The sequence below is a fragment of the Microbacterium sp. F2 genome, from assembly GCF_052274505.1.
Classification (GTDB): domain Bacteria; phylum Actinomycetota; class Actinomycetes; order Actinomycetales; family Microbacteriaceae; genus Microbacterium.
Genome location: NZ_JBNVBV010000001.1, coordinates 201221 through 221528, shown reverse-complemented (window position 1 = coordinate 221528; position 20308 = coordinate 201221). Strand labels below are relative to the sequence as shown.

The 20308-nt window shown below is 66.8% G+C and carries 20 protein-coding genes and 1 tRNA gene; 9 read left to right on the top strand and 12 right to left on the bottom strand.

Annotated features, from left to right (window positions below):
• Nucleotides 1–22 precede the first annotated feature (22 nt).
• Together ACQVDU_RS01045 and ACQVDU_RS01040 are read right to left on the bottom strand one after the other, a co-directional pair.
• Nucleotides 23–688, bottom strand: coding sequence for an ABC transporter ATP-binding protein (locus ACQVDU_RS01045; RefSeq protein ID WP_443476382.1), 666 nt, complete (start codon nt 686–688; stop codon nt 23–25).
• A 121-nt stretch (nt 689–809) separates the two neighbouring features.
• Nucleotides 810–2267 carry an ABC transporter permease gene (locus tag ACQVDU_RS01040; RefSeq protein WP_300593828.1) on the bottom strand — a complete coding sequence of 486 codons (1458 nt, stop codon included), beginning with the start codon at nt 2265–2267 and terminating at the stop codon, nt 810–812.
• 191 nt (nt 2268–2458) lie between these two features.
• Here ACQVDU_RS01040 and ACQVDU_RS01035 point away from each other — a divergent pair, with 191 nt between their 5' ends.
• On the top strand, nt 2459–3190 hold the full coding sequence (locus ACQVDU_RS01035; protein ID WP_300593831.1) for a response regulator transcription factor: 732 nt from the start codon (nt 2459–2461) through the stop codon (nt 3188–3190).
• Nucleotides 3187–4764, top strand: a complete 1578-nt coding sequence (locus ACQVDU_RS01030) for a sensor histidine kinase (RefSeq protein ID WP_443476075.1) — start codon at nt 3187–3189, stop codon at nt 4762–4764. The genes ACQVDU_RS01035 and ACQVDU_RS01030 overlap by 4 nt, the downstream gene beginning before the upstream one ends.
• Here the strand turns inward: ACQVDU_RS01030 and ACQVDU_RS01025 are convergent.
• From ACQVDU_RS01025 to ACQVDU_RS01000, 6 genes are all read right to left on the bottom strand, one after another.
• A complete protein-coding gene (locus ACQVDU_RS01025; protein WP_443476074.1) occupies nt 4758–6332 on the bottom strand; it encodes an FAD-dependent oxidoreductase in 1575 nt (524 codons plus the stop codon). The two genes, ACQVDU_RS01030 and ACQVDU_RS01025, sit on opposite strands and share 7 nt — an antisense overlap.
• Nucleotides 6329–7228 carry an FAD:protein FMN transferase gene (locus ACQVDU_RS01020; protein WP_443476073.1) on the bottom strand — a complete coding sequence of 300 codons (900 nt, stop codon included), beginning with the start codon at nt 7226–7228 and terminating at the stop codon, nt 6329–6331. Before ACQVDU_RS01020 ends, ACQVDU_RS01025 begins: the two co-directional genes overlap by 4 nt.
• A 13-nt stretch (nt 7229–7241) precedes the next feature.
• Nucleotides 7242–7718 carry a hypothetical protein gene (locus ACQVDU_RS01015; protein WP_443476072.1) on the bottom strand — a complete coding sequence of 159 codons (477 nt, stop codon included), beginning with the start codon at nt 7716–7718 and terminating at the stop codon, nt 7242–7244.
• A gap of 92 nt (nt 7719–7810) precedes the next feature.
• Complete coding sequence (locus ACQVDU_RS01010) at nt 7811–8845, bottom strand: ribose-phosphate diphosphokinase (RefSeq protein ID WP_300593842.1); 1035 nt, start codon at nt 8843–8845, stop codon at nt 7811–7813.
• Nucleotides 8820–10286: a bifunctional UDP-N-acetylglucosamine diphosphorylase/glucosamine-1-phosphate N-acetyltransferase GlmU gene (gene glmU, locus ACQVDU_RS01005; protein WP_300593845.1), complete on the bottom strand. Its 1467-nt coding sequence runs from the start codon at nt 10284–10286 to the stop codon at nt 8820–8822. The genes ACQVDU_RS01010 and glmU overlap by 26 nt, the downstream gene beginning before the upstream one ends.
• Nucleotide 10287: 1 nt before the next feature.
• Nucleotides 10288–10359, bottom strand: a tRNA-Gln gene (locus ACQVDU_RS01000).
• Nucleotides 10360–10443: 84 nt separating this feature from the next.
• Between ACQVDU_RS01000 and ACQVDU_RS00995 the strand changes: the two genes are divergently transcribed.
• The 7 genes from ACQVDU_RS00995 (at nt 10444) to ACQVDU_RS00965 (ending at nt 16980) form a co-directional block, all read left to right on the top strand.
• Nucleotides 10444–10941 (top strand): MarR family winged helix-turn-helix transcriptional regulator, encoded by a 498-nt coding sequence (locus ACQVDU_RS00995; protein ID WP_300593848.1) that lies wholly within the window; start codon nt 10444–10446, stop codon nt 10939–10941.
• Complete coding sequence (locus tag ACQVDU_RS00990) at nt 10938–11459, top strand: hypothetical protein (RefSeq protein ID WP_300593851.1); 522 nt, start codon at nt 10938–10940, stop codon at nt 11457–11459. Before ACQVDU_RS00995 ends, ACQVDU_RS00990 begins: the two co-directional genes overlap by 4 nt.
• A 54-nt stretch (nt 11460–11513) precedes the next feature.
• Nucleotides 11514–12830: a GNAT family N-acetyltransferase gene (locus ACQVDU_RS00985; protein WP_443476071.1), complete on the top strand. Its 1317-nt coding sequence runs from the start codon at nt 11514–11516 to the stop codon at nt 12828–12830.
• Nucleotides 12831–12869: 39 nt separating this feature from the next.
• Nucleotides 12870–14687, top strand: a complete 1818-nt coding sequence (locus ACQVDU_RS00980; protein WP_443476070.1) for an ABC-F family ATP-binding cassette domain-containing protein — start codon at nt 12870–12872, stop codon at nt 14685–14687.
• A 71-nt stretch (nt 14688–14758) separates the two neighbouring features.
• On the top strand, nt 14759–16444 hold the full coding sequence (locus tag ACQVDU_RS00975) for an FAD-dependent oxidoreductase (RefSeq protein ID WP_443476069.1): 1686 nt from the start codon (nt 14759–14761) through the stop codon (nt 16442–16444).
• A complete protein-coding gene (locus ACQVDU_RS00970; protein WP_374197992.1) occupies nt 16444–16731 on the top strand; it encodes a metal-sensitive transcriptional regulator in 288 nt (95 codons plus the stop codon). The genes ACQVDU_RS00975 and ACQVDU_RS00970 overlap by 1 nt, the downstream gene beginning before the upstream one ends.
• Before the next feature lie 87 nt (nt 16732–16818).
• Nucleotides 16819–16980, top strand: a complete 162-nt coding sequence (locus ACQVDU_RS00965) for a hypothetical protein (RefSeq protein WP_195691894.1) — start codon at nt 16819–16821, stop codon at nt 16978–16980.
• 73 nt (nt 16981–17053) lie between these two features.
• Here ACQVDU_RS00965 and ACQVDU_RS00960 read toward each other — a convergent pair whose 3' ends face one another.
• From ACQVDU_RS00960 to ACQVDU_RS00945, 4 genes are read right to left on the bottom strand one after another with little or no spacing between them, the layout of a single operon-like run.
• Nucleotides 17054–17968, bottom strand: coding sequence for an ABC transporter substrate-binding protein (locus ACQVDU_RS00960; protein WP_443476068.1), 915 nt, complete (start codon nt 17966–17968; stop codon nt 17054–17056).
• A 45-nt stretch (nt 17969–18013) separates the two neighbouring features.
• On the bottom strand, nt 18014–18775 hold the full coding sequence (locus ACQVDU_RS00955; protein WP_443476067.1) for an ABC transporter permease: 762 nt from the start codon (nt 18773–18775) through the stop codon (nt 18014–18016).
• On the bottom strand, nt 18772–19458 hold the full coding sequence (locus ACQVDU_RS00950) for an ABC transporter permease (RefSeq protein ID WP_443476066.1): 687 nt from the start codon (nt 19456–19458) through the stop codon (nt 18772–18774). The genes ACQVDU_RS00955 and ACQVDU_RS00950 overlap by 4 nt, the downstream gene beginning before the upstream one ends.
• Nucleotides 19455–20297: an ABC transporter ATP-binding protein gene (locus tag ACQVDU_RS00945; RefSeq protein WP_300594672.1), complete on the bottom strand. Its 843-nt coding sequence runs from the start codon at nt 20295–20297 to the stop codon at nt 19455–19457. The genes ACQVDU_RS00950 and ACQVDU_RS00945 overlap by 4 nt, the downstream gene beginning before the upstream one ends.
• Nucleotides 20298–20308 lie beyond the last annotated feature (11 nt).

Below are 20308 nucleotides of genomic sequence, written 5' to 3'. Positions count from 1 at the left end.
GCCCTTCGTTCACGCAGAACCGTCAGATCTCGCGGACGCTCCCCTTCTCGAGGCGCAGGCGCCGATGAGCGCGACGGGCGACTGCCGAGTCGTGGGTCACCACGATGAGGGTCAGTCCGTCCCGATTGAGCCCCTCGAGCAGCTCCAGGATCTCGTCGCGCATGTGCTCATCGAGGTTTCCCGTCGGCTCGTCCGCCAAGAGCACCCGCGGGCGCTTGGCGATCGCGCGGGCGATCGCGACGCGCTGCTGCTGCCCACCCGAGAGTTCCCCCGGCAGATGGTCGGCGCGTTCGGCCAGACCCACCTGGGCAAGAGCCTCGGTGACCCGACTGCGGCGATCGGCGCCGGTCAGACCCAGCGGCTCCAGCCCCATGTCCACGTTCTCGTGCGCGGTGAGGGTGGGGATCAGGTTGAATCCCTGGAACACGAAGCCCACTTCGGTGGCCCGGACTCGTCCGAGCTTCGCATTCGAGGCTTTCGCCAGATCGACATCCCCGAGCTTGACGACACCCGAGCTCGGACGGTCGAGTGCACCCAGCATCTGCAGGAGGGTGGACTTTCCCCCGCCCGTCGGGCCCTGGATGGTGACGAACTCGCCCTCGCGGATCTCAAGATCGACGCCCGCGAGGGCACGGATCTTGCGGTTCTTCTGCTGGTACTCACGGATGACCGCCTGCAAGGCATAGATCGGCGAGGGTGTGGCTCCTTCGACTGATGCCGTGGCGGGGTGTGCCATGCTCATGGGGTTCTCCTGTTCGGTCGTGACGGTTTCGTTCGTGACGGTGTTCATGTGCTTGGCGTTCATGCGCCTAGCCCACTGACCGCAGCGCTTCGGCGGGACTCAGCCGGGCTGCACGCCAGCCACCGAAGGCGCCGGCGATCAGGCCTCCGGCGATGGCGATGCCGACCGCCGCAGCGACCACCCAGAGGGTGACGGGCGCGTGAAGAACGACATCCGTCGCCGTTTGCTGCGCCATCCCTCCGAAGCCTCCGCCCATCGGACCGCCTCCTTGGCCGGATCCGCCCTGACCGGTGGTCGAGGACGTCGAGGAGATCGTCGGCGAGATCAGGTTGATGATCCCGATCCCCGCAAGTCCGACAGCCAAGCCGATCGCGCCACCGATCAAGCCCTGGATCACCGATTCACCGGCTACCTGGCCGACGACGCGGCCGTTGGACCATCCGATTGCCTTGAGAGTGCCGAACTCCCGCGTGCGCCGTGTCACGCCCGAGATCGTGAAGAGCACCGCCAGCGCCAGCGCAACGGCGAGCACGAGGATCGACAGCCACGTTCCGAGGTTGGTGATCAGCGACGAGGCGCTCGACAGGGACGACGAGACGGTCGATGCTAGATCGGACTGGGAGCTGACGGTGACGTCCGCGACGCTGCCCTCGATTTCTGCCTGGACCGCCTCGATCTGGTCGGCCGAGGTCGCCTGGACGTAGACCGTCGATACGACGTCCTCGAGACCAGCCAATGACTGTGCGACGTCGAGCGGGATGTACACGTTGGCCGCAGTGTCGGCATCGCTGGATGTCGAGGTGATGATCCCGACGACCTCGACGTCAGAGCCGCCCACATTGATGGTGTCGCCAACCGCGATCTCGTTCGTGGTCGCGTAGGTCGCGTCGACGACCGCCACCAAGGCTCCCGCGTCTGAAGCGTCGAGCGCACGACCCTCAGATACCTCGACCGCCGACAGCGGTCCGACCGCGGTGTCCTCGGGGTCGATCCCGAGGACGGTGAACGAGTTGAGATCGAAGGCGCTGCCCCCGGCGCCGTCGGGACCGCCCGACGGCGGCTCGCCGCCTGCTTCGCCCTGGCCCCCCTGCTGCATCTGTGACCTGTCGGGCATCTCACCGCTGAACGTGATGTTCGTGAGCGATAGCGCGCCAGATGCTGCAGCAACCCCGTGGAGGGATGCGACGCTCTCGATTGTCGAGGCATCCAGTGTGCCCCGCATGAAGTCTGCGGTCAGCCGCGACTGCGACACCGAGGTCGTGCCGTCGGTGGTTTCGCCGGCCTCGCTGTCGAACTCGAAGCGCTGGCCACCGCCCTCGCCCGGCTCTGCGGCGGCCCCCGTGACCGTCAGGTCGGTGCCGACGCCGTACACGGACTCGAGCGCTTGCGCTTGCGCGTCGCGCACTCCCGCAGAGAGGGAGTTGACGACGATGACGAGAGCGATCGCGACGGCGAGGCCCACCGCCACGATGATCGTCTGCTTCTTGCGTCCCGCGAGTTCGCGTCGCAAATAGGTCCAATACATGGGTCTCCTTCAGCTCCTGATTGCAGCCATCGGCACGACGGTAGGGACGGCGCTGATGAGCCCTAAAAGGGATCGCTATGGCGAACCTATGGATCACGCTCCTCACGAGAAGGAGCAGGGAGCGCGATTTTCACAGACGGCGCATAACTTCCTCCATAGGAAACCCATAGCTGGAGCATCACAATGAGTCCATGACATCTCCGGCCCCCGCCCTGCGCCGACCCGACGGCGCGGCTGTCCGCATCCTCGTCGTCGATGACGAGCAGATGCTCACCGACCTGCTCTCGATGGCTCTGCGCATGGAGGGCTGGGATGTTCGCACCGCGGCATCCGGATTCGAAGCTCTGCAGGCCGTCCGAGACTTCGAACCCGACGCGATGGTGCTCGACATCATGATGCCTGACCTCGACGGAATGGCAGTGCTGCATCGGCTGCGACAGTCCGGGAACGACGTGCCGGTGCTGTTCCTGACAGCGAAGGATGCCGTCGCCGACCGGGTCGCGGGACTCACCGCAGGCGGCGACGACTACGTGACGAAGCCGTTCAGTCTCGAGGAGGTCGTCGCACGACTTCGCGGTCTCATGCGCCGCGCCGGAACGGCGACGCAGAGCGAGGACGAGCCGATCCTGCGCGTTGCCGATCTGTCTCTGAACGAAGACAGCCACGAAGTCGAGCGCGGCGGCGACGAGATCGAGCTGACGGCAACGGAGTTCGAACTTCTGCGTTACCTGATGCGCAACCAGCGCCGCGTCGTGTCGAAGGCGCAGATCCTGGACCGCGTCTGGAACTACGACTTCGGCGGCAGGTCCAGCGTCGTGGAGCTCTACATCTCCTACCTGCGCAAGAAGATCGATCAGGGCAAGGAGCCGCTCATCCATACCGTGCGTGGCGTCGGCTACATGATCAAGGCGCCAACACAGTGACGGAGCCGCGGCACGCGGCGGAGTCGCGCAAGGGCACAGTGAGTGACGGCGCGCGGCGCGGATGGCGACCGTGGGGCCTCGAGGGGCGCCTGGTCGTCACGATCGTCGCCGTCGTGGCGCTGATTTTCGCGACAGTCAGCATCGCTACGGGCGCGATCCTCGGGTCGATTCTGCAGTCGAACCTCGATAACGAGGTCACCGAAGCCACCGCGAAGGCGCTGCGAACCGTCCACGACGCACCCCAGGTTGCCGCGGGAACCGAGGATGCCGCCGCGCTCCTGGCCTCCGGGCCGTTCGAACCGGGCTTTCTCATCGTCATCGAGTCAGCCTTCGGATCCGTCACAGGAGGGTATGTCGATGCGGCCGGAACCGTGACCACGCTCGAGGACTCTCAGGTCGACCAGATCGTGCAGCAGCTGATCCAGCCGGGCGAGGGTGGCCCGGTCCGCGAGATCACCATCGACGGCGTCGGCACCTACCGCATGGTCGCGCTCGGTGGCGGCAGCTTCGCGATCGCCTCAGGTCTTCCGGTCAGTCAGGTGACGGCGACGCTCGCGCAGATCGCGACGACTGTCGCCCTGCTGACAGCTGGGGGTCTTGTGCTTCTTGGGCTCGCTGTCACGGTCATCGTGCGACGAAGTCTGCGGCCACTTCGCGTGGTCGCCGACACCGCCGAGCGCGTCGCGAGTGTTCCCATGGCCGAGGGCGAGGTCTCGATTGCTGATCGCGTCCCGGCATCCGAAACCGATGAACGGACCGAGATCGGTCGAGTCGGTCACGCGCTGAACACGCTCCTGGATCACGTCGACGCATCGCTGGAAGCCCGCCAGCGCAACGAAGAGCGGATGCGACGGTTCGTCGCCGACGCGAGCCATGAGCTGCGCACACCTCTCGCCTCGATCCGCGGCTACTCGGAACTGTCGCTTCGCGACCCCGAGCTGAGCGAGACCACCGAGTCGGCCCTGTCGAGGATTCAGGCGCAGTCGCTGCGGATGACCCGGCTCGTGGAGGACCTCCTGCTTCTCGCACGACTCGACGAGGGCCAAGAGCTCGTCTACGGGGTCGTGGATCTCACGCAGCTGGCCGTTGAAGCGCTCGGCGATGCGCAAGTCGCAGGTCCCGAACACGTCTGGCTGCTCGAGGTCGACGAGGAGCCGGTGACAGTGCCCGGCGACTCCGCCCGGCTGCAGCAGGTGGTCGTGAACATGCTCGCAAACGCGCGGACCCATACGCCCGCGGGAACCGAGGTCACCCTCTCAGTCGGCCGCGAGAACTCGCCCACCGAGGGCGGCACAAAGACGGATGCCGCGGTGATCCGTGTCCACGACAACGGGCCGGGGATCGAGCCCGCCATCGCCGACGAACTGTTCGAGAGGTTCTCGCGCGCCGACAGATCACGCGCCCGGCAAACCGGTGGAACCGGGCTCGGTCTCTCGATTGCGCGTGCGATCGTGCATGCGCATCACGGCGAGATCACGGTGGAGAGCAGGCCCGGAGACACCACCTTCACGGTGCGACTTCCGCTTCCGACACACGCCGACCGGAGTGACCCTGCGACGGGTGCGGTTCAGTAGCCGCTGAAAGCGTCGGTGGTGACCGACTTCGCCCGCTCGAGAGCCGGTGCGAGGTCAGCAATCAGTCGGGGTGGACCCGAAATCGCAGCATGCCGGGCATGCAGGTCGGGCACGACATCCAGGAGTCCCGCGGCATCCAGGCGCACTCCGCGCGCCCACTGCCAGTTCGCGGGCAGCGGGCCCGGGTCATCACGCGTGAAGATGACCACGGGCACCCCGGATGCCGCGATGTCGTCACGGAAGGCGAGCTCGGCAGCCTCGGAGGCGACGTATACCAGAACGATGTCACGGCTCTGCCCGCTCGCGTGAAGATGGCGCAGCTGCGACACGAACGGCGTGACGCCGATTCCCGCGGCGACCATGAGGAGGGGGGCCTCAGCCCGGTTCGGCATCACGAAGTCGCCCCAGATTCCGGTAACAGCCAGGGATGCGCCGGCGTCGACCTCCGCGAGCGCGCGCTTGTAGGAGCTGGGCGCAGGGCCGCCGGAGCCCTCCGGGTACTCCCGGAAGGCGATACGGATCGCGGGAAGATCCTCCGGGGCGGAGGCGATGCTGAACTCGCGGCGCGTACCGCGCGCGTCAGGCCTGCGGTGCGGCACGTCGAGCTCGAGGTACTGCCCGGGAAGGAAGTTGATGCGACGTTTGGCAGTGAACGTCAGCATGCGCACCGTCGGTGTAATCATCTCGCGCGACTCAAGAGTCAGCCGGACAGCAGCACGCACCGAGAACGCGAAGGCAACGAGGTTACCCACCAACAGGGCGCGCTCTTGGCCGAGGGTGATCTCACCGAGCGAGATCGGCCAACCGGCAAGAACGCCGACGACACCCGCGACGAGGAACTGCTGCCAGCGCCGGGGCGGGAGGGTGAGCGGCTCGGACAGCATGAACACACCGAGGAACAGGAACGGCGAGGACCACAACAGCGACCAGAAGATCGTCAGCGGATCGACCGCGAGACCCGCCGTCTGGTACTGGATCGTCGTGCGCACGAAGCCGACTGCGACGGCGATCAGCAGGAACACGAGGACCACGCGGATCTTCTCGGTGCGCCACAGCACCGCCAGACCAAGAACGACGACGGGGGCCGCAAGCACCGGCGTTCCTACCCACCACGCCGACGCACCGAGCGCCGGAATCCAGATGCTCACGATCGTGAGGACCGCAGCGCCGACCGCTGCCGGGTTGAAGATGTGGCGGCCGCGCCAGGCCAACAGGTACTTGGATGCGCCTGCCACGGCACCTGCCAGCGCGACGCCCGCCAACGCGACCGGATCCAGTGTGGGTCGCAGGACGAACAGCAAGATGAAGGCCGTGATCACCGAGGACTCGAGCCGGAGCGATTGCCCGATGATCCGGTGCGCGACGATATCAACGACACCGCACGCGACGGCTAGCACCGCAAGGGTGGCGAGCAACTCCAGCGGGCTGGGAGCGACCAGACCGAAGAACGAGACTCCGAACGCGACGACGGTCAGGGCAAGGAGTGCCAGGAAGACCATGCGATACATCGAGACCCTGCCGAGCACCGCGAACACACGATTCCACCCTGCGGTCAACCATCCGATCATGTGAACAACTCTGCCCTACACCGCTCCGTCCCGAACCCGGGAGACCATTCGACACGTCCAGCCGTCGTCATCCGCACCCACTCGACGCCCCACCGGCGCGCGAGTTGCGCGCCGCCATCGAAGAACAGCGCGGTAGCCGCTGCGTCAGCCATCATTGCCATCGGGGCAACCGCCCAGGTCGCTGCGACGGCTCGAACAGGCATGCCGGTGCGAGCGTCGAGGACGTGGTGCAGACCGTCGCCCCACGCACGCCGGTTGGTCGCCGAAGCGCAGAGCGCAGCATCCGTAAGGTCGACCACGCCGATGATCCGCGTCGGATCGTACGGATGCTCGAGTCCGATCCGCTCACGCACACCCGAGCAGCGGATGTCGCCGCCGGCATCGATAGTGAGGGAGTCCTGCCCGGCACCCTCGAGATGCTCGAGGACGAGATCGACGAGGCGACCCTTTCCGATGGCGCCGACATCGATGAGAGCCGGTTGCGAGACCGCCATCTCGCCATCGCCGATCGAGACAACGTGACGCCAGTCGGACGGCGCGCTGATGGGGTCGCTGTGACGGAGCGAATAGGAGCTGTCGTAGCCGAGCGCCTCGAGCGAGACACCTACGAGAGGGTTGACCGCCCCGTCCGTGGCCTCGCCGAGGTCCGCGTACACCGCGAACATCGCTTCCGCGTCAGTGGGAAGCGGGCGGGAGCCGCCCGAAGCCAGAGCCCTGACGGTTGAGTCCCCGCGGAACCGAGACCACTCCCGATCGAAATCGCCGATCAGTCTGAGCACGGCGGCGCGTTCTGCCTCGGTGAGGGGCTTGCCGGTGTCAATCGTCCACTGCGTGCCGATCGCCTCGAGCCGCCAACCCCGTGCTGACTCTCCCGTGACGCGGGCTTCGTCGCTCATCGGGTCGACAAGATCAGGCAGCAGCCTCGGCCTTGATGAGTTCAACGGCCTGCATGAAGCCACCGCTGGTCAACGAGGATCCCGACACGCGGCTGACCGAGACATCGTCGAGGCTCTTACCGACGACCTCATCGCTGATGCCGCCGATGAACTGTGACTGGTATTGCTCGGACTCGCGCGCCTGCGGGTTACCCGTGACCTCGACGTCCGTCACGATGTCATCGGCGATCGTCAGGGTCACCGTGACCGTCTCCACCGACTCAGGCGTCGCATAGGACCCCTCGGCCGTGTAGGTGCCATCCGCATACGTGCCTGTTGAGTCGGACGCCACGCCGGAGCCGGAGCTCGTGTCGCTCGTTGCAGCTTCCGTCTGCGCAGTGTCGGACTCAGCGACGGCGTCTGCAGCCGAACACCCCGCAAGACTCAGGGCGCCTGCGACACCGACGAGGGCGACGCCCACGCGAACGGGGCGGGAGGGGGTGCGAATCATGAGCAGTCCTTCCTGGGGATCGTCTCTGCCATGTTCGCTTTCATGCCTATGCATAGGCTTTGAGGCGGCGACGAAAGCGTAAGGATGTCTGCTCAGGCCGCGCCGTCGAACATGCTGGTGACCGAGCCATCCTCGAACACTTCGCGGATCGCGCGCGCCAGCAGCGGTGCGATCGGAAGCACGGTGAGGGAGTCCCAGCGCTTGCGGTCGGGAATCGGAATCGTATCGGTCACGACGACCTCGTCGATCGACGCATCCTGAAGCCGCTCGCTGGCCGGATCACTGAACACGGCGTGGGTGGCCGCGACGATGACGCGCTCGGCGCCGTTCTTCTTCAGAGCCTGCGCCGCCTTGACGATCGTGCCGCCGGTGTCGATCATGTCGTCGACGAGGAGGCAGACGCGGCCGTCGACCTGACCGACGATCTCGCTGACCGTGACCTGGTTCGCCACATTCGGGTCGCGCCGCTTGTGGATGATCGCGAGCGGCGCACCGAGGCTGTCCGACCACGTGTCGGCGACGCGGACGCGGCCGGTATCCGGCGAGACCACCGTCAGCTTGGCGCGGTCCTCGGGCGAGAGGTTCTCTTCGAAGTACTCCAAGAGCACCGGCTTGGCGAAGAGGTGGTCAACAGGACCGTCGAAGAATCCCTGGATCTGCGCGGCGTGCAGATCGACGCTCATGACGCGGTCGGCGCCCGCTGTCTTGACCAGGTCGGCAACGAGGCGAGCACTGATCGGCTCACGCCCGCGCCCTTTCTTGTCCTGCCGGGAGTACGGGAAGTAGGGCGCGACAACGGTGATCCGCTTCGCGGATGCCCGCTTGGCGGCATCCAGCATGATCAGCAGCTCCATCATCCATTCGTTCACGGGCGGACCGAAGGACTGAATGAGGAACAGGTCGCAGCCTCGGATCGAGACCTCGAAGCGGGTCAGGATCTCGCCGGAAGCAAACGTTCGGTACTCGGTCGGAACGAGATTCGTGCCGAGCGCTGTAGCGACGTCATCGGCAAGGCTCGGGTGCGAGCGGCCGGATGCAACAACCAGGCGCTTCTTGGTCTTGGCGACCAGTCCGGGAGCGATACCGCTATCCCTGTCGAGATCAACCGTCTTGTTCTTGCTCGCCATCGTCCGCTTCCTGTGCGGACCGGGCCCGCGCGGCGACCTCGGCGGCGGCTGTTCCCGGTCTGTTGTTCTCGACCCACCCCTCGATGTTGCGCTGGGGGGCAACGCTCAGAGCCAGCGCACCGGGAGGGACATCCTTGCGGATGACGGCACCGGCGCCGGTCTTCGCACCGTCTCCGATCCTAACGGGCGCGACAAAGACGTTGTGCGACCCGGAGTGGACCTCGTCGCCGATCTCGGTGCGATGTTTGGCGAGATCGTCGTAGTTGGCGGTGATTGCTCCGGCGCCCAGGTTGACGCCGCGCCCGATCGTGGTGTCGCCGATGTAGGACAGGTGCGGAACCTTGCTGCGCTCACCGATCGTGGAGTTCTTGATCTCGACGAACGTGCCGACCTTGCTCTGCGCGTCCAGGGTCGCGCCGGGGCGAAGATACGCGAACGGACCCACCGTTGCGCCTCGTCCGATAACAGCAAGCGTCGCGTCGGTGCGGGTGACCGTCGCGTTCTCTCCCACCTCGCAGTCAACGAGTGAGGTGTCAGGGCCGATCGTCGCCCCGCGCTCGACGGTCGTGGCGCGCAGGACGTACGTGTTCGGCAGCACCGTGACGTCAGGGGCAAGGGTGGCCGTCACATCGATCCAGGTCGTCGCTGGGTCGAGGATCGTCGCGCCTTCAAGCTGCCAGCGACGCACGGTTCGTGCGTTGAGTGTGCGCGCAGCCTCCGACAGCTGTACTCGGTCGTTCACGCCGAGCGCATCCTGTGCCGCAGGGGCCTCGGATGCCGCAACGATCTCACCGGCTCCGCGGAGGATCCCGATGACATCAGTGAGGTACTTCTCGCCCTGGGCGTTGGCCGTACCGACCGAGGCAAGGCTCGCCCGCAACTGCGCGGCGCGGAACACATAAATGCCGGTGTTGATCTCGCGCACCGAGAGTTCGTCGGGTGACGCATCCTTCTGCTCGACGATGCGTTCGACAGCACCGTCGGCGCCGCGGATGACGCGACCGTAGCCCGTGGCGTCATCGAGCGTCGCGCACAGGAGCGTTGCACATGCCGCCGCGGCACGATGGCGGGCGAGCAACCCCTCGACGACGCTGACCTCAACGAGGGGCACGTCGCCGCTGAGCACCAGCACGTCCCCGTCGAAGCCGTCGAGTGCCGCGAGGGCCAGCTCCACGGCACGGCCGGTGCCGGGAATCTCGTCCTGGTCGACCACGTCGACTCCCGGGAGCAGGCCAGTGACGGCATCCGCGACAAGATCCCGCTCGTGACGGACCACGACGACAGCGCGCGTCGGGGCCAGTGCCGAGGCAGTACGCAGCACATGGCCGATCAGCGGAAGACCACCGATCTGGTGCAGGACCTTAGGCGTGGCGGACTTCATCCGGGTCCCCTGGCCTGCCGCCAGAATGATGACGGCGACGGGGGTTGGGTTCTCAGCCATGCTCCGCCGCCAGGACTCGAACCTAGACTTCACAGCTCCAAAGGCTGTCGTGCTGCCATTACACCACGGCGGACCGGCGCGTAACGCGGCCGCGTTCCAGTCTGCCAGAGGACGCGTCGCCCGGGAGAATGGCCGCGGCAGTCGAGATAATGGCTCAGTGCCCGCTGAATCCGACGAAGTCGACCGTATCGTCGGTGCCTGGAGCGCCCAACGACCCGACTTGGACTTCTCGCCCCTCGAAGTGCTCTCGCGAGTCGACCGCCTTTCGCGCCACCTGGACCGGGCTCGGCGCGAAGCCTTCCGCCGCTCGGAGCTCGAGCCCTGGGAGTGGGATGTCTTGTCGGCACTGCGACGGGCGGGCGAGCCGTTCCAGCTGAGCCCGAAGCAGTTGCTGCAGCAGACACTCGTGTCCTCGGGCACGATGACCAACCGCATCGACAGGCTCGTGGGCCGGCGGCTCGTGCGCCGCGAGTCCGACCCGGGCGACGGGCGCGGCATCCTGGTGACACTCACCGAGGAGGGACGGACACGGGTGGATGCCGCGATCACGCGCCTCGTGGATGCCGAAGCAGTGCTCCTCGACAGCCTCTCCCGCGCCGACCGCGACCGCCTCGCAGCCCTGCTGCGCAAACTCTCCCTGGGATTCGACACATGACAGACACCGAACGAGCACCTGAGCCGATCGACGAACACCCCCGGTGGCACGCGTGGTTCGACGCGCGGTTCCGCTCCCCCGCAGCGATCTACGGCCTGATCGTGTTCTCAGCGCTGCTGATGATCAGCGCAGACCACGAGGATGACGTACCGACCGTGGTCCTTACGGCCTCGAGCACGCTCGTCATCTTCTTCATTGCGCACGTGTTCGCCCACACTCTCGCCGACCACGGCAAGCACCGCCTGCGCGTAGCGATCCGGTACGCGCTCTCGCACTCGGCTGGCATGCTCTGGGCGGCTGTCCTGCCGGCGATCGCCATGCTCATTGCCGGCGCGCAGGGCCAGCCCGCCGTCGACGCTGCCGACTACGCCGTGTGGGCCACCATGGCGGTGCTGGCGTTTCTGGGTTACATCGCCTTCTCGCGCACCGGCGCCCACTGGAGCATCCGGATCCTCGGCGCGATCGGCACTGCGTTCCTCGGTGTCTTCGTCGCGATCCTCGAGTACGCCTTCCACTGATTCCCCCGCGCTTCAGCGCCGAGCGGTGTCCTCCGCTCCGCGTAGCGTGGAGGTATGACGAGTGAGCATGTGCAGTCCTTCCACAACGCGCCCCTCGATAAGGCACTATCGGAGTCTCTCGCGCAGTACGGCCTGACGGTGGCCGTTGTCGACAGCGCCTCCCGAGTGCAGAACGATCCGTGGTTGTCTGCGGTTGCGCGCGGATTCCTCGAGGAGGAGCCGGGCGAGGTGCGCCGCGAGGCCTTCGTCGAACACACGGCTCACCGCCGCAAGCTTGGTGTCTACGACGCCAGCTCCCCGCAACCCGAGATTCCCGTCGCGACATTCGCATCGTGGCCGACCGAACTCACCGTCCCCGGCGGCACCGTCGCCGCCACCGCCATCAGCTCCGTGACCGTCGCTCCGACGCACCGGCGGCGTGGCATCCTTCGTTCGCTCATGGCTGGAGAGCTGCGCACCGCGGCCTCGCTCGATCTTCCTGTGGCCGTGCTAACCGTCAGCGAGTCGACGATCTACGGCAGGTTCGGGTTCGGTGCGGCAGCCGCGGTGGCGAACTGGGAGATCCGAGTGCGCCGGGCCGGGTGGATCGGGCCCGAGGAGCCGGGGCGCGTGGACTTCGTCTCTCGCGAACAGGCGCGGGAGGTAGCGGAAGCCCTCCACGAGCGGGTGCGCGTCTTATCGCCCGGTGAGATCTCGCTGCCGGGCGGACACCTCAATCGGTTCTTCGGCACGAGCCCCGATGCCGAGAAGGCGGAGCGCCTGCGCGCTATCCAGTACCGCTCGCCTGCGGGTGAGGTCGACGGCCTGGCGGTCTACCGGGTGGTCGAGAATCACGATGACTTCAGCGAATCCACGCTCGAGCTGTCGTGGCTGCTCGCCGCGACCGACGAGGCCTACGCGGGCCTCTGGCGCTTCCTGCTCGAGATGGATCTCATCGCGCTTCTGCGTGCGTCAGAACTTGGCCTCGACGAGCCGCTGTGGTGGATGATCGCAGACCAGCGGGCAGCGAAGATTACCGTCACCGACCACCAATACGTGCGCATCCTCGACGTGCCGGCGGCGCTCGCGAGTCGCCGCTTCGGCGCCGCCGACACGATCGCTCTCGAGGTGGACGATCCACTGGGGATCGCCGGGGGCACGTTCGTGCTGACGACGGATGCCGAGGGTCGCGCGTCAGTTGAGGCTGTCGATGCTTCTCCGGCCGAGCTTCCGTCGGTACGGCTCGGCGTGCGTGAGCTGTCGTCGCTGTTCCTCGGTGGCGTGTCAGCCGTGACGCTGGCGAGAGCCGGTCGCATCGTGACCGACGATCCGACCCGGATCGCCCGCGTCTTCCAGACCATCGAGGCTCCGCGCCTGAGCTTCTGGTACTGACGCACAGCCAAAGCTCACTCGGCGCCTAGCCTGGAGGGGATGGCACATCTTCTCGGCGCTGAGGCGCTGCACCTCGAGTTCCCCACGAAAGTGGTCTTCGACTCCGTCACGCTCGGCATCGCGGAGGGCGACCGGATCGGGATCGTCGGCCGCAACGGCGACGGCAAGTCGAGCCTGCTCGCCATGATCGCAGGCCGCCTGCAACCGGATGCCGGCAAGGTCACCGTCCGCGGCGGGACCCGCATCGGTGTCGTCGACCAACAGGACACCCTCGACGACGACCAGACGGTGGGACGAGCGATCGTCGGCGACCTCGACGAGCACGAGTGGGCAGGCGACGCCCGCATCCGTGACGTCCTTGCCGGGCTGGTCACGGATCTGGACTGGGATGCTCCCCTCTCGACGCTGTCGGGTGGTCAGCGCCGTCGCGTTGCCCTGGCCGCCGTGCTCATCGGCGACTGGGACATCCTGATCCTGGACGAACCGACCAACCACCTCGACGTCGAGGGGATCGCCTGGCTCGCCGCACATCTCAAGAAGCGGTGGGCAGCGAACGCCGGGGCACTGCTGGTCGTGACACACGACCGGTGGTTCCTCGACGAGGTATGCACCCTCACGTGGGAGGTGCACGACCGGATCGTCGAACCGTTCGAGGGTGGCTACGCCGCCTACATCCTGCAGCGCGTCGAACGCGACCGCCAGGCCGCCGCGATCGAGGCGCGCAGACAGAACCTCGCGCGCAAGGAGCTCGCGTGGCTCCGTCGCGGAGCCCCGGCACGGACCTCGAAGCCGAAGTTCCGCATCGACGCGGCCAATGCGCTGATCGCGGACGTACCCGAGATCCGCAACGCCACCGAACTGCAGTCCCTGGCGGTCACGCGCCTTGGCAAAGACGTCGTCGATCTGCTGGATGCCTCGGTGAGCTTCGATGGCCGCGAGATCCTTCACGACATCGAGTGGCGCATCGCGCCGGGCGAGCGGACCGGCATCCTCGGCGTCAACGGTGCCGGAAAGTCCACGCTGCTCGGGCTCGTCGACGGCAGCGTCTCTCCCACGGGCGGGCGGGTGAAGCGAGGAAAAACGGTGCGCGTGGCGACCCTCACGCAGCGCCTCGATGAACTCGAAGAACACCTGACCGATCCGGTGAGGGTCGTGATCGGCGGGCTGCGCACGAGCTACACGATCGGTTCCGGTTCGAAGGCGCAAGAGCTCACGCCGGGCCAGTTGCTCGAGCGCCTCGGATTCTCCTCCGCGCAGCTGTCGACGCCGGTCCGCGATCTCTCGGGCGGCCAGAAGCGCCGACTGCAGTTGCTTTTGATCCTCCTGGACCAGCCGAACGTGCTCATCCTCGATGAGCCGACAAACGACCTCGACACCGACATGCTCGCCGCGATGGAAGACCTGCTCGACTCGTGGCCCGGCACACTGCTGGTCGTCTCGCACGACCGGTACTTCCTGGAGCGCGTCACCGATCAGCAGTACGCGATCCTGCCCGGCCCCGGCGGCGCCGGCCGGTTGCGTCACCTCCCCGGTGGGGTGGACGAGTACCTGCGACTGCGCGAGCAGACCGCGGATGCCGGAACGGAGCGATCGGGCAGCGCGGCGGGAGCATTGGCCCCGGCGGAACCCGGACTGTCAGGCGCCGACCTGCGCGCCGCGCAGAAGGAACTGAGCGCGATCGAACGCAAGTTGGAGCGGCTGACGCAGCGCACCGCCGACATCCACGAGCGGATGGCAGCGCACGACCAGAGCGACTTCGCGGGTCTGACGCGACTGGGTGATGAGCTCCGCGACGTGGAGACAGAGACTGCGTCTCTCGAGGAGCGCTGGTTCGAGCTCACCGAACTCGCAACCTAGCAGCGAGTTTGCCTGCGATATACCCCCTGGGGTATGCTCTCACCATCTTCTTCCAAGAAAGTGAGTGCTCCATGCGCATTGTCATCGTGGGCGGCGTCGCCGCCGGGATGAGCACCGCAGCCCGCGCCCGCCGTCACGACGAGTCAGCCGAGATCATTGTGCTCGAGCGCGGCCCGGAGGTGTCGTTCGCGAACTGCGGCCTCCCGTACCACGTCGGCGGCGAGATTCCCCACGAGGGGTCGCTGCTGCTTCACACGCCCGAGACGCTGCGCGCGAGCCTCAACCTCGACGTGCGGACCGGGCACGATGTGACCGCGATCGACACGGCAGCGAAGACCGTCACTGTCGCCTCAGCATCCGGTGTCGACGAACTGGCCTACGACGCACTCGTGCTCGCACCCGGCGCCGTCGCCATCCGGCCACCGCTCCCCGGACTCGACTCGCCCCGCGTGCGGACGCTCCGCACCGTCGCCGACGCCGTGACGCTCAAGAAGTGGGTCGATGACGGCGCCATGCGTGGGGTTGTTCTCGGCGCCGGTTTCATCGGCCTCGAAGCTGCCGAAGCGCTCCGCCACCGCGGACTCGAGGTCGACGTCGTCGAGCTGGCCCCGCACGTGCTTCCTCCCCTCGAGCGCGAGATGGCATCCGTCGTGACGACGCAGCTGCGAAACCTCGGCATCCGCGTTCACGCGGGGGTTGCCGCTGAAAGCGTCGAGGTCGGCGACAACGAGGATGTCGTGGTGCTCGCAAATGGCACCCGGATCCCGACCGATCTCGTGGTCCTCTCGGTCGGCGTTCGACCCGACACTGCGTTCGTCGAAGCGGCAGGAATCGAGACCTCTCGCGGCGCCATTGTCGTCGACGACCGCGGTCGCACGTCCGCCGAGAGCGTGTGGGCCGCCGGCGACGCCGTCATCAGCACGGATGCCGTCACCGGCGTCCAGCGCCCCGTACCGCTTGCGGGCCCAGCCAACCGCGCCGGCAGGCTCATCGCCGACGACATCTTCGGTATGGCTGGCGGCCGTCCCATCCCGCAGCCCGTGGGAACCGCCATCGTGCGGGTCGGCGAGATCACAGCGGCGATGACCGGCGCGAACCGCGCGAGCCTGGACGCGGCGGGGATCGACTACACGACAATCCACCTGCACCCGATGCAGCACGCCGGCTACTTTCCCGGCGCCTCGACCGTGCACCTGATCGTCCACATCTCGAAGCGCGATGGGCGAATCCTCGGCGCACAGGCAGTCGGTTATGAAGGAGTCGACAAGCGCATCGACGTTCTCGCGACCGCGATCCGTGCCGGCCTGCCCGCGACCGACCTCATGGATCTCGACCTTGCCTACTCCCCGCCGTACGGACAGGCAAAGGATGCCGTGAACCTCGTCGGGATGGTCGCTGAAAACGTGGAGAACGGGCGGCTGAAGCTCTGGTACGCGGACGAACTCGACCAGATGCGGGAATCCGCACTGATCCTCGACGTCCGAACTCCGCGCGAATACAACAGCGGCCACATCGAGGGGTCGCTGAACATTCCACACACTGAACTGCGCGAACGCCTCGACGAGGTGCGCGAGGCCGCGCAGGGCCGCCCGATCGCAGCTCTGTGCGCGGCGGGTGTCCGATCGAACATCGCCTACCGCATTCTGGTGGGTAACGGCTTCGATGCCCGGTCCCTCTCCGGCGGGACGCAGACGCTGCGCCAGTGGTGGGGCGATCAGGCCGCCAGCATCCTTGTCAGAGAAGAGGTCCACGCATGATGATCACCGGCACCCCCGAGGAGCAGGCGGCAACGCGCAAGCGCATCACCAACCGGCTCAAGCGCGCACAGGGTCAGCTGAACGCTGTCATCGCATCGGTTGAGGCCGGTGACACGTGCCGCGACATCGTGACGCAGCTCTCCGCTGTCACGAGCGCGCTCGACCGCGCCGGGTTCGCCATCATCTCGGCGGCGATGCGTGACTGCGTCGCCGACCCGGACGGCACCGCCGAGGCCGAGGGCCTGACGCAGGAAGAGCTCGAAAAGCTCTTCCTCTCCCTCGCCTGAGCCGCATCCCCTGACATTCACCGCTCGGCCCGTCGCCGTGACGGACCGCTACTTGTGCTGCCCTGCGCAGCCATCGAAGGAGACATCATGTGTTATCAGACGACGTGCCGGAAGTGCGGCAAAGTGACGTGGGGCGGGTGCGGTCAGCACGTGCAGCAGGCCCTCGCCGGGGTCCCGAAAGCCCAGCGCTGCGCCGGACATGAGAACGAGCCGTCGAAGGGGTTCTTCGCGAGCCTGTTCGGCCGCTGAACCACCGCCCCCGAACTCGGAAGCGGCTGCCACCCTCTCTCGGGCGGCAGCCGCTTCGTTGTCGTCGTGTTGGCTAGCTCAGGCCGTTCTCCTGCAGCCACTGCGACGCGATGTCGGCGGGCGACATCTCGTCAACGGTGCTCTGCACGTTCAGTGCGACCAGACCCTCAGGGGTGAGGGCGGCGCTGACTGCGTTGATGACGTCGGCGATCTCGTCGGCGACATCCGCGTTCACAACGGGGACGACGTTCGAGGCGAGGAAGAGCCCCTCGGGGTCCTCGAGAACCACGAGGCCCGCCGTCTGGATGCGCGGGTCGGCCGTGTAGATGTTGGCGAGGTTGATGGTGCCCGCCTCGAGGTCCTCGAACGTGGTGTCACCCGTGGCCGAGAACCCGACGTCGATCCCGTAGACATCAGCCAGCCCCGTCGGCCCGTAGGGACGCTCGGCGAGCTCCGGCGGACCGCCGAGCGTCAGGGGTTCGGTGACGTTAGCGAGATCGGCGATCGAGACGAGACTGTACTGGTCGGCGAACGCCGACGTGACGGTGTACGAGTCCTGATCGGTCGCGCTGGACTGGTCGAGCACGACGAGCCCTTCGGGAAGCGCATCCGGGAGCGCGGCGTAGACCTCGTCAGCGGTGCGGGCAGTCGTCTCGGGGTCGAAGTACTGCAGGAGGTTTCCGCTGTACTCCGGGAACAGCGTCACCTCGCCGCTCTCGAGCGCCGGGATGTAGGCATCCCGCTGGCCGATGTTGAACTGGCGCTCGACATCGAAGCCGGCGTTCTCGAGAGCCTGCGCGTAGATCTCGGCGATGATCTCGTTGGAGTAATACGCCTGCGAGCCGACCACGATCGTGTCGGACATCATCTCGCCGCTTCCGCTACCGTCGGTGGGCTCTTCGAGCGGGTTGCCCGAAGCGCAGCCAGCCAGCAGCAGCGCGGCAGCGCCGGCGAGCGCGGCGGCGCGGAGGGTGCGTGTGGTGGTCATGGTGCCTCTTTCTTTTCTGGTGGTGCGGGGCCTGTGGTGGTGCGGTCAGGAGGACGGGCTAGACGCGACGGTGCGAGGGACCCGAGCGGGCGTTTGGTCGGACCGGGGCCCGGAATCGGATGGTGTATGCCGGGTCTTCGTGGCGCGCTGCCCGCGCGGCACTGCAGCGCGCTGCAGCAGCGCGAGCAGTCCGTCGAGGATCAGCGCGAGGAGGGCAACGAGAATCGATCCGGCAAGAACCTGATCGAACGCCCGCAGCGGAAGGCCCTGGATGATCGGGAATCCCAGACCGCCGAGGTTCACGTAGGCGGCGATCGTGACGGTTGCGACAACCTGCAAGGTGGCGGTTCGCAGCCCGCCGACCAACAGCGGGAGACCCAGCGGAACCTCGACGCGCCACAGGATCTGCCAGCGAGTCATCCCCATGGCGCGCGCCGCGTCGATCGTGGCCCGATCGATCGCCTGGAGGCCGGTATAGGCGCCGGCCAGCAGGGAAGGGATGGCAAGGAGGACAAACGTGATCAGCGCAGCCTCAGCCCGGCGCGTCACACCGATGACCAGGACGAGAAGAATCAGCAGACCGAACGAGGGAATGGCGCGCGCCGCGCCGGAGACGGCGACAGCTACCTCGCGTCCTTTGCCGGTGTGTCCGATTGCCCAGCCGATCGGCACGGCGATGAGAGCCGCGATTCCAACGGCGGCGAAGGTGTACCCGAGCTGCTCCAGCAGCAGCGTCGGAAGGCTGTATCGGCCGGACCATTGTTCTGGCGCGACGATCCAGGCCCAGGCGTCGATGAGAAGATTCACGCGCTCACCTCCGCCGGAACAGCGGATGAGGCTGAGCGGGGCCGCACTCGCGTTCGGCGTGTCCACGGCATCAGCATCCGCCCGATCAGAACCAACACGAGATCGATCACGAGGGCGAGAACGACGACGGCGACAACCCCCGCGAGGACCTCGGGGATGATGCGCCGCTGGAGGCCATTGGTAAACAGGTATCCCAGATTCGAGACGCCGACGAGAATTCCCACGGGGGCCAGCGCGATGGTGCTGACGGCTGCAACGCGCAGGCCCGCGAGGATGACGGGGCCGGCCAACGGTAGCTCAACGGCGAAGAACCGGCGCGCACCGGAGAAGCCCATGGCAGTGGACGCGCCACGTACCCCCTCGTCAACCGAGTTCAGTCCGTCAACGACAGAACGCACGAGAAGCGCAATCGCGTAGAGCGTCAGAGCCAGAATGAGGTTCAGATCGCTGAACGCGACGTAGCCGAAGACCGCGGGAAGCAGAAACAACAGCGCGAGCGAGGGGATGGTGTACATCAATCCCGTAATCGTGACGACGGTGCCACGAAGAAATCGGAACCGCCAGGCGAGAAAGCCCAGCGGAATCGACAGGCCGAACCCGAGCAGGATCGCGATCAGACACTGGCGGAGATGTTCCACCGACAGCTGAAGGATCAGATCGAGGTTGTCCAGAACCCAGGTCACGACGGTACGCCTCGCGCGCTCTCATCCGGATCACTGAGCATCCCCTGCGTGCGCCCCTGCCCGTCAATCACAGCCGTACCGGTCGCGGTCTTCTTCAGGTGCAGCGAGCGCTTCCCTTGGTCGGCGCCGATGAACGACGCCACGAACTCGGATGTCGGGTTCTCGAGAATCTCGCTCGGCGTGCCGACCTGGGCGATGTGTGCACCTTTTTCCAGGATGACGACCTGATCCCCCAGCAGAAACGCCTCGTCGATGTCGTGAGTGACGAACACGATGGTCTTGTCGACCTCGTCCTGCAGCCGCAGCAACTCCTGCTGCAGTTCGGCGCGCACGATCGGGTCCACTGCGCCGAAGGGCTCGTCCATCAGGAGAATGTTGGGATCGGCCGCAAGTCCGCGCGCGACCCCCACCCGCTGTTGCTGGCCGCCGGAGAGCTGGCTCGGATATCGCTTGGCGAACGAGCGATCCAGCCCCACCGTGTCCATGAGCTCGAGACCGCGGCTGCGCGCGGCAGAGCGAGACATCCCCTGGAGCACGGGAACCGTCGCGATGTTGTCGATCACGGTGTAGTGCGGCAACAGGCCGGAATTCTGCATGACGTAGCCGATGCTGCGGCGCAGCTTGACCGGGTCCTTGCCAGCGATGTCCTCACCGTCGATCGTGACGACGCCCTGCGACGGCTCCACCATGCGGTTGATCATGCGCAACAGGGTCGTCTTGCCGCATCCGGATGAGCCGACGAAGACCGTCGTCTTGTGCGCGGGGAGGGTCAGACTGAACCCGTCGACAGCGCGAGTTCCGTCGGGGAACTGTTTCGTGACGTCGTCGAAGATGATCACGGCGGCACCGA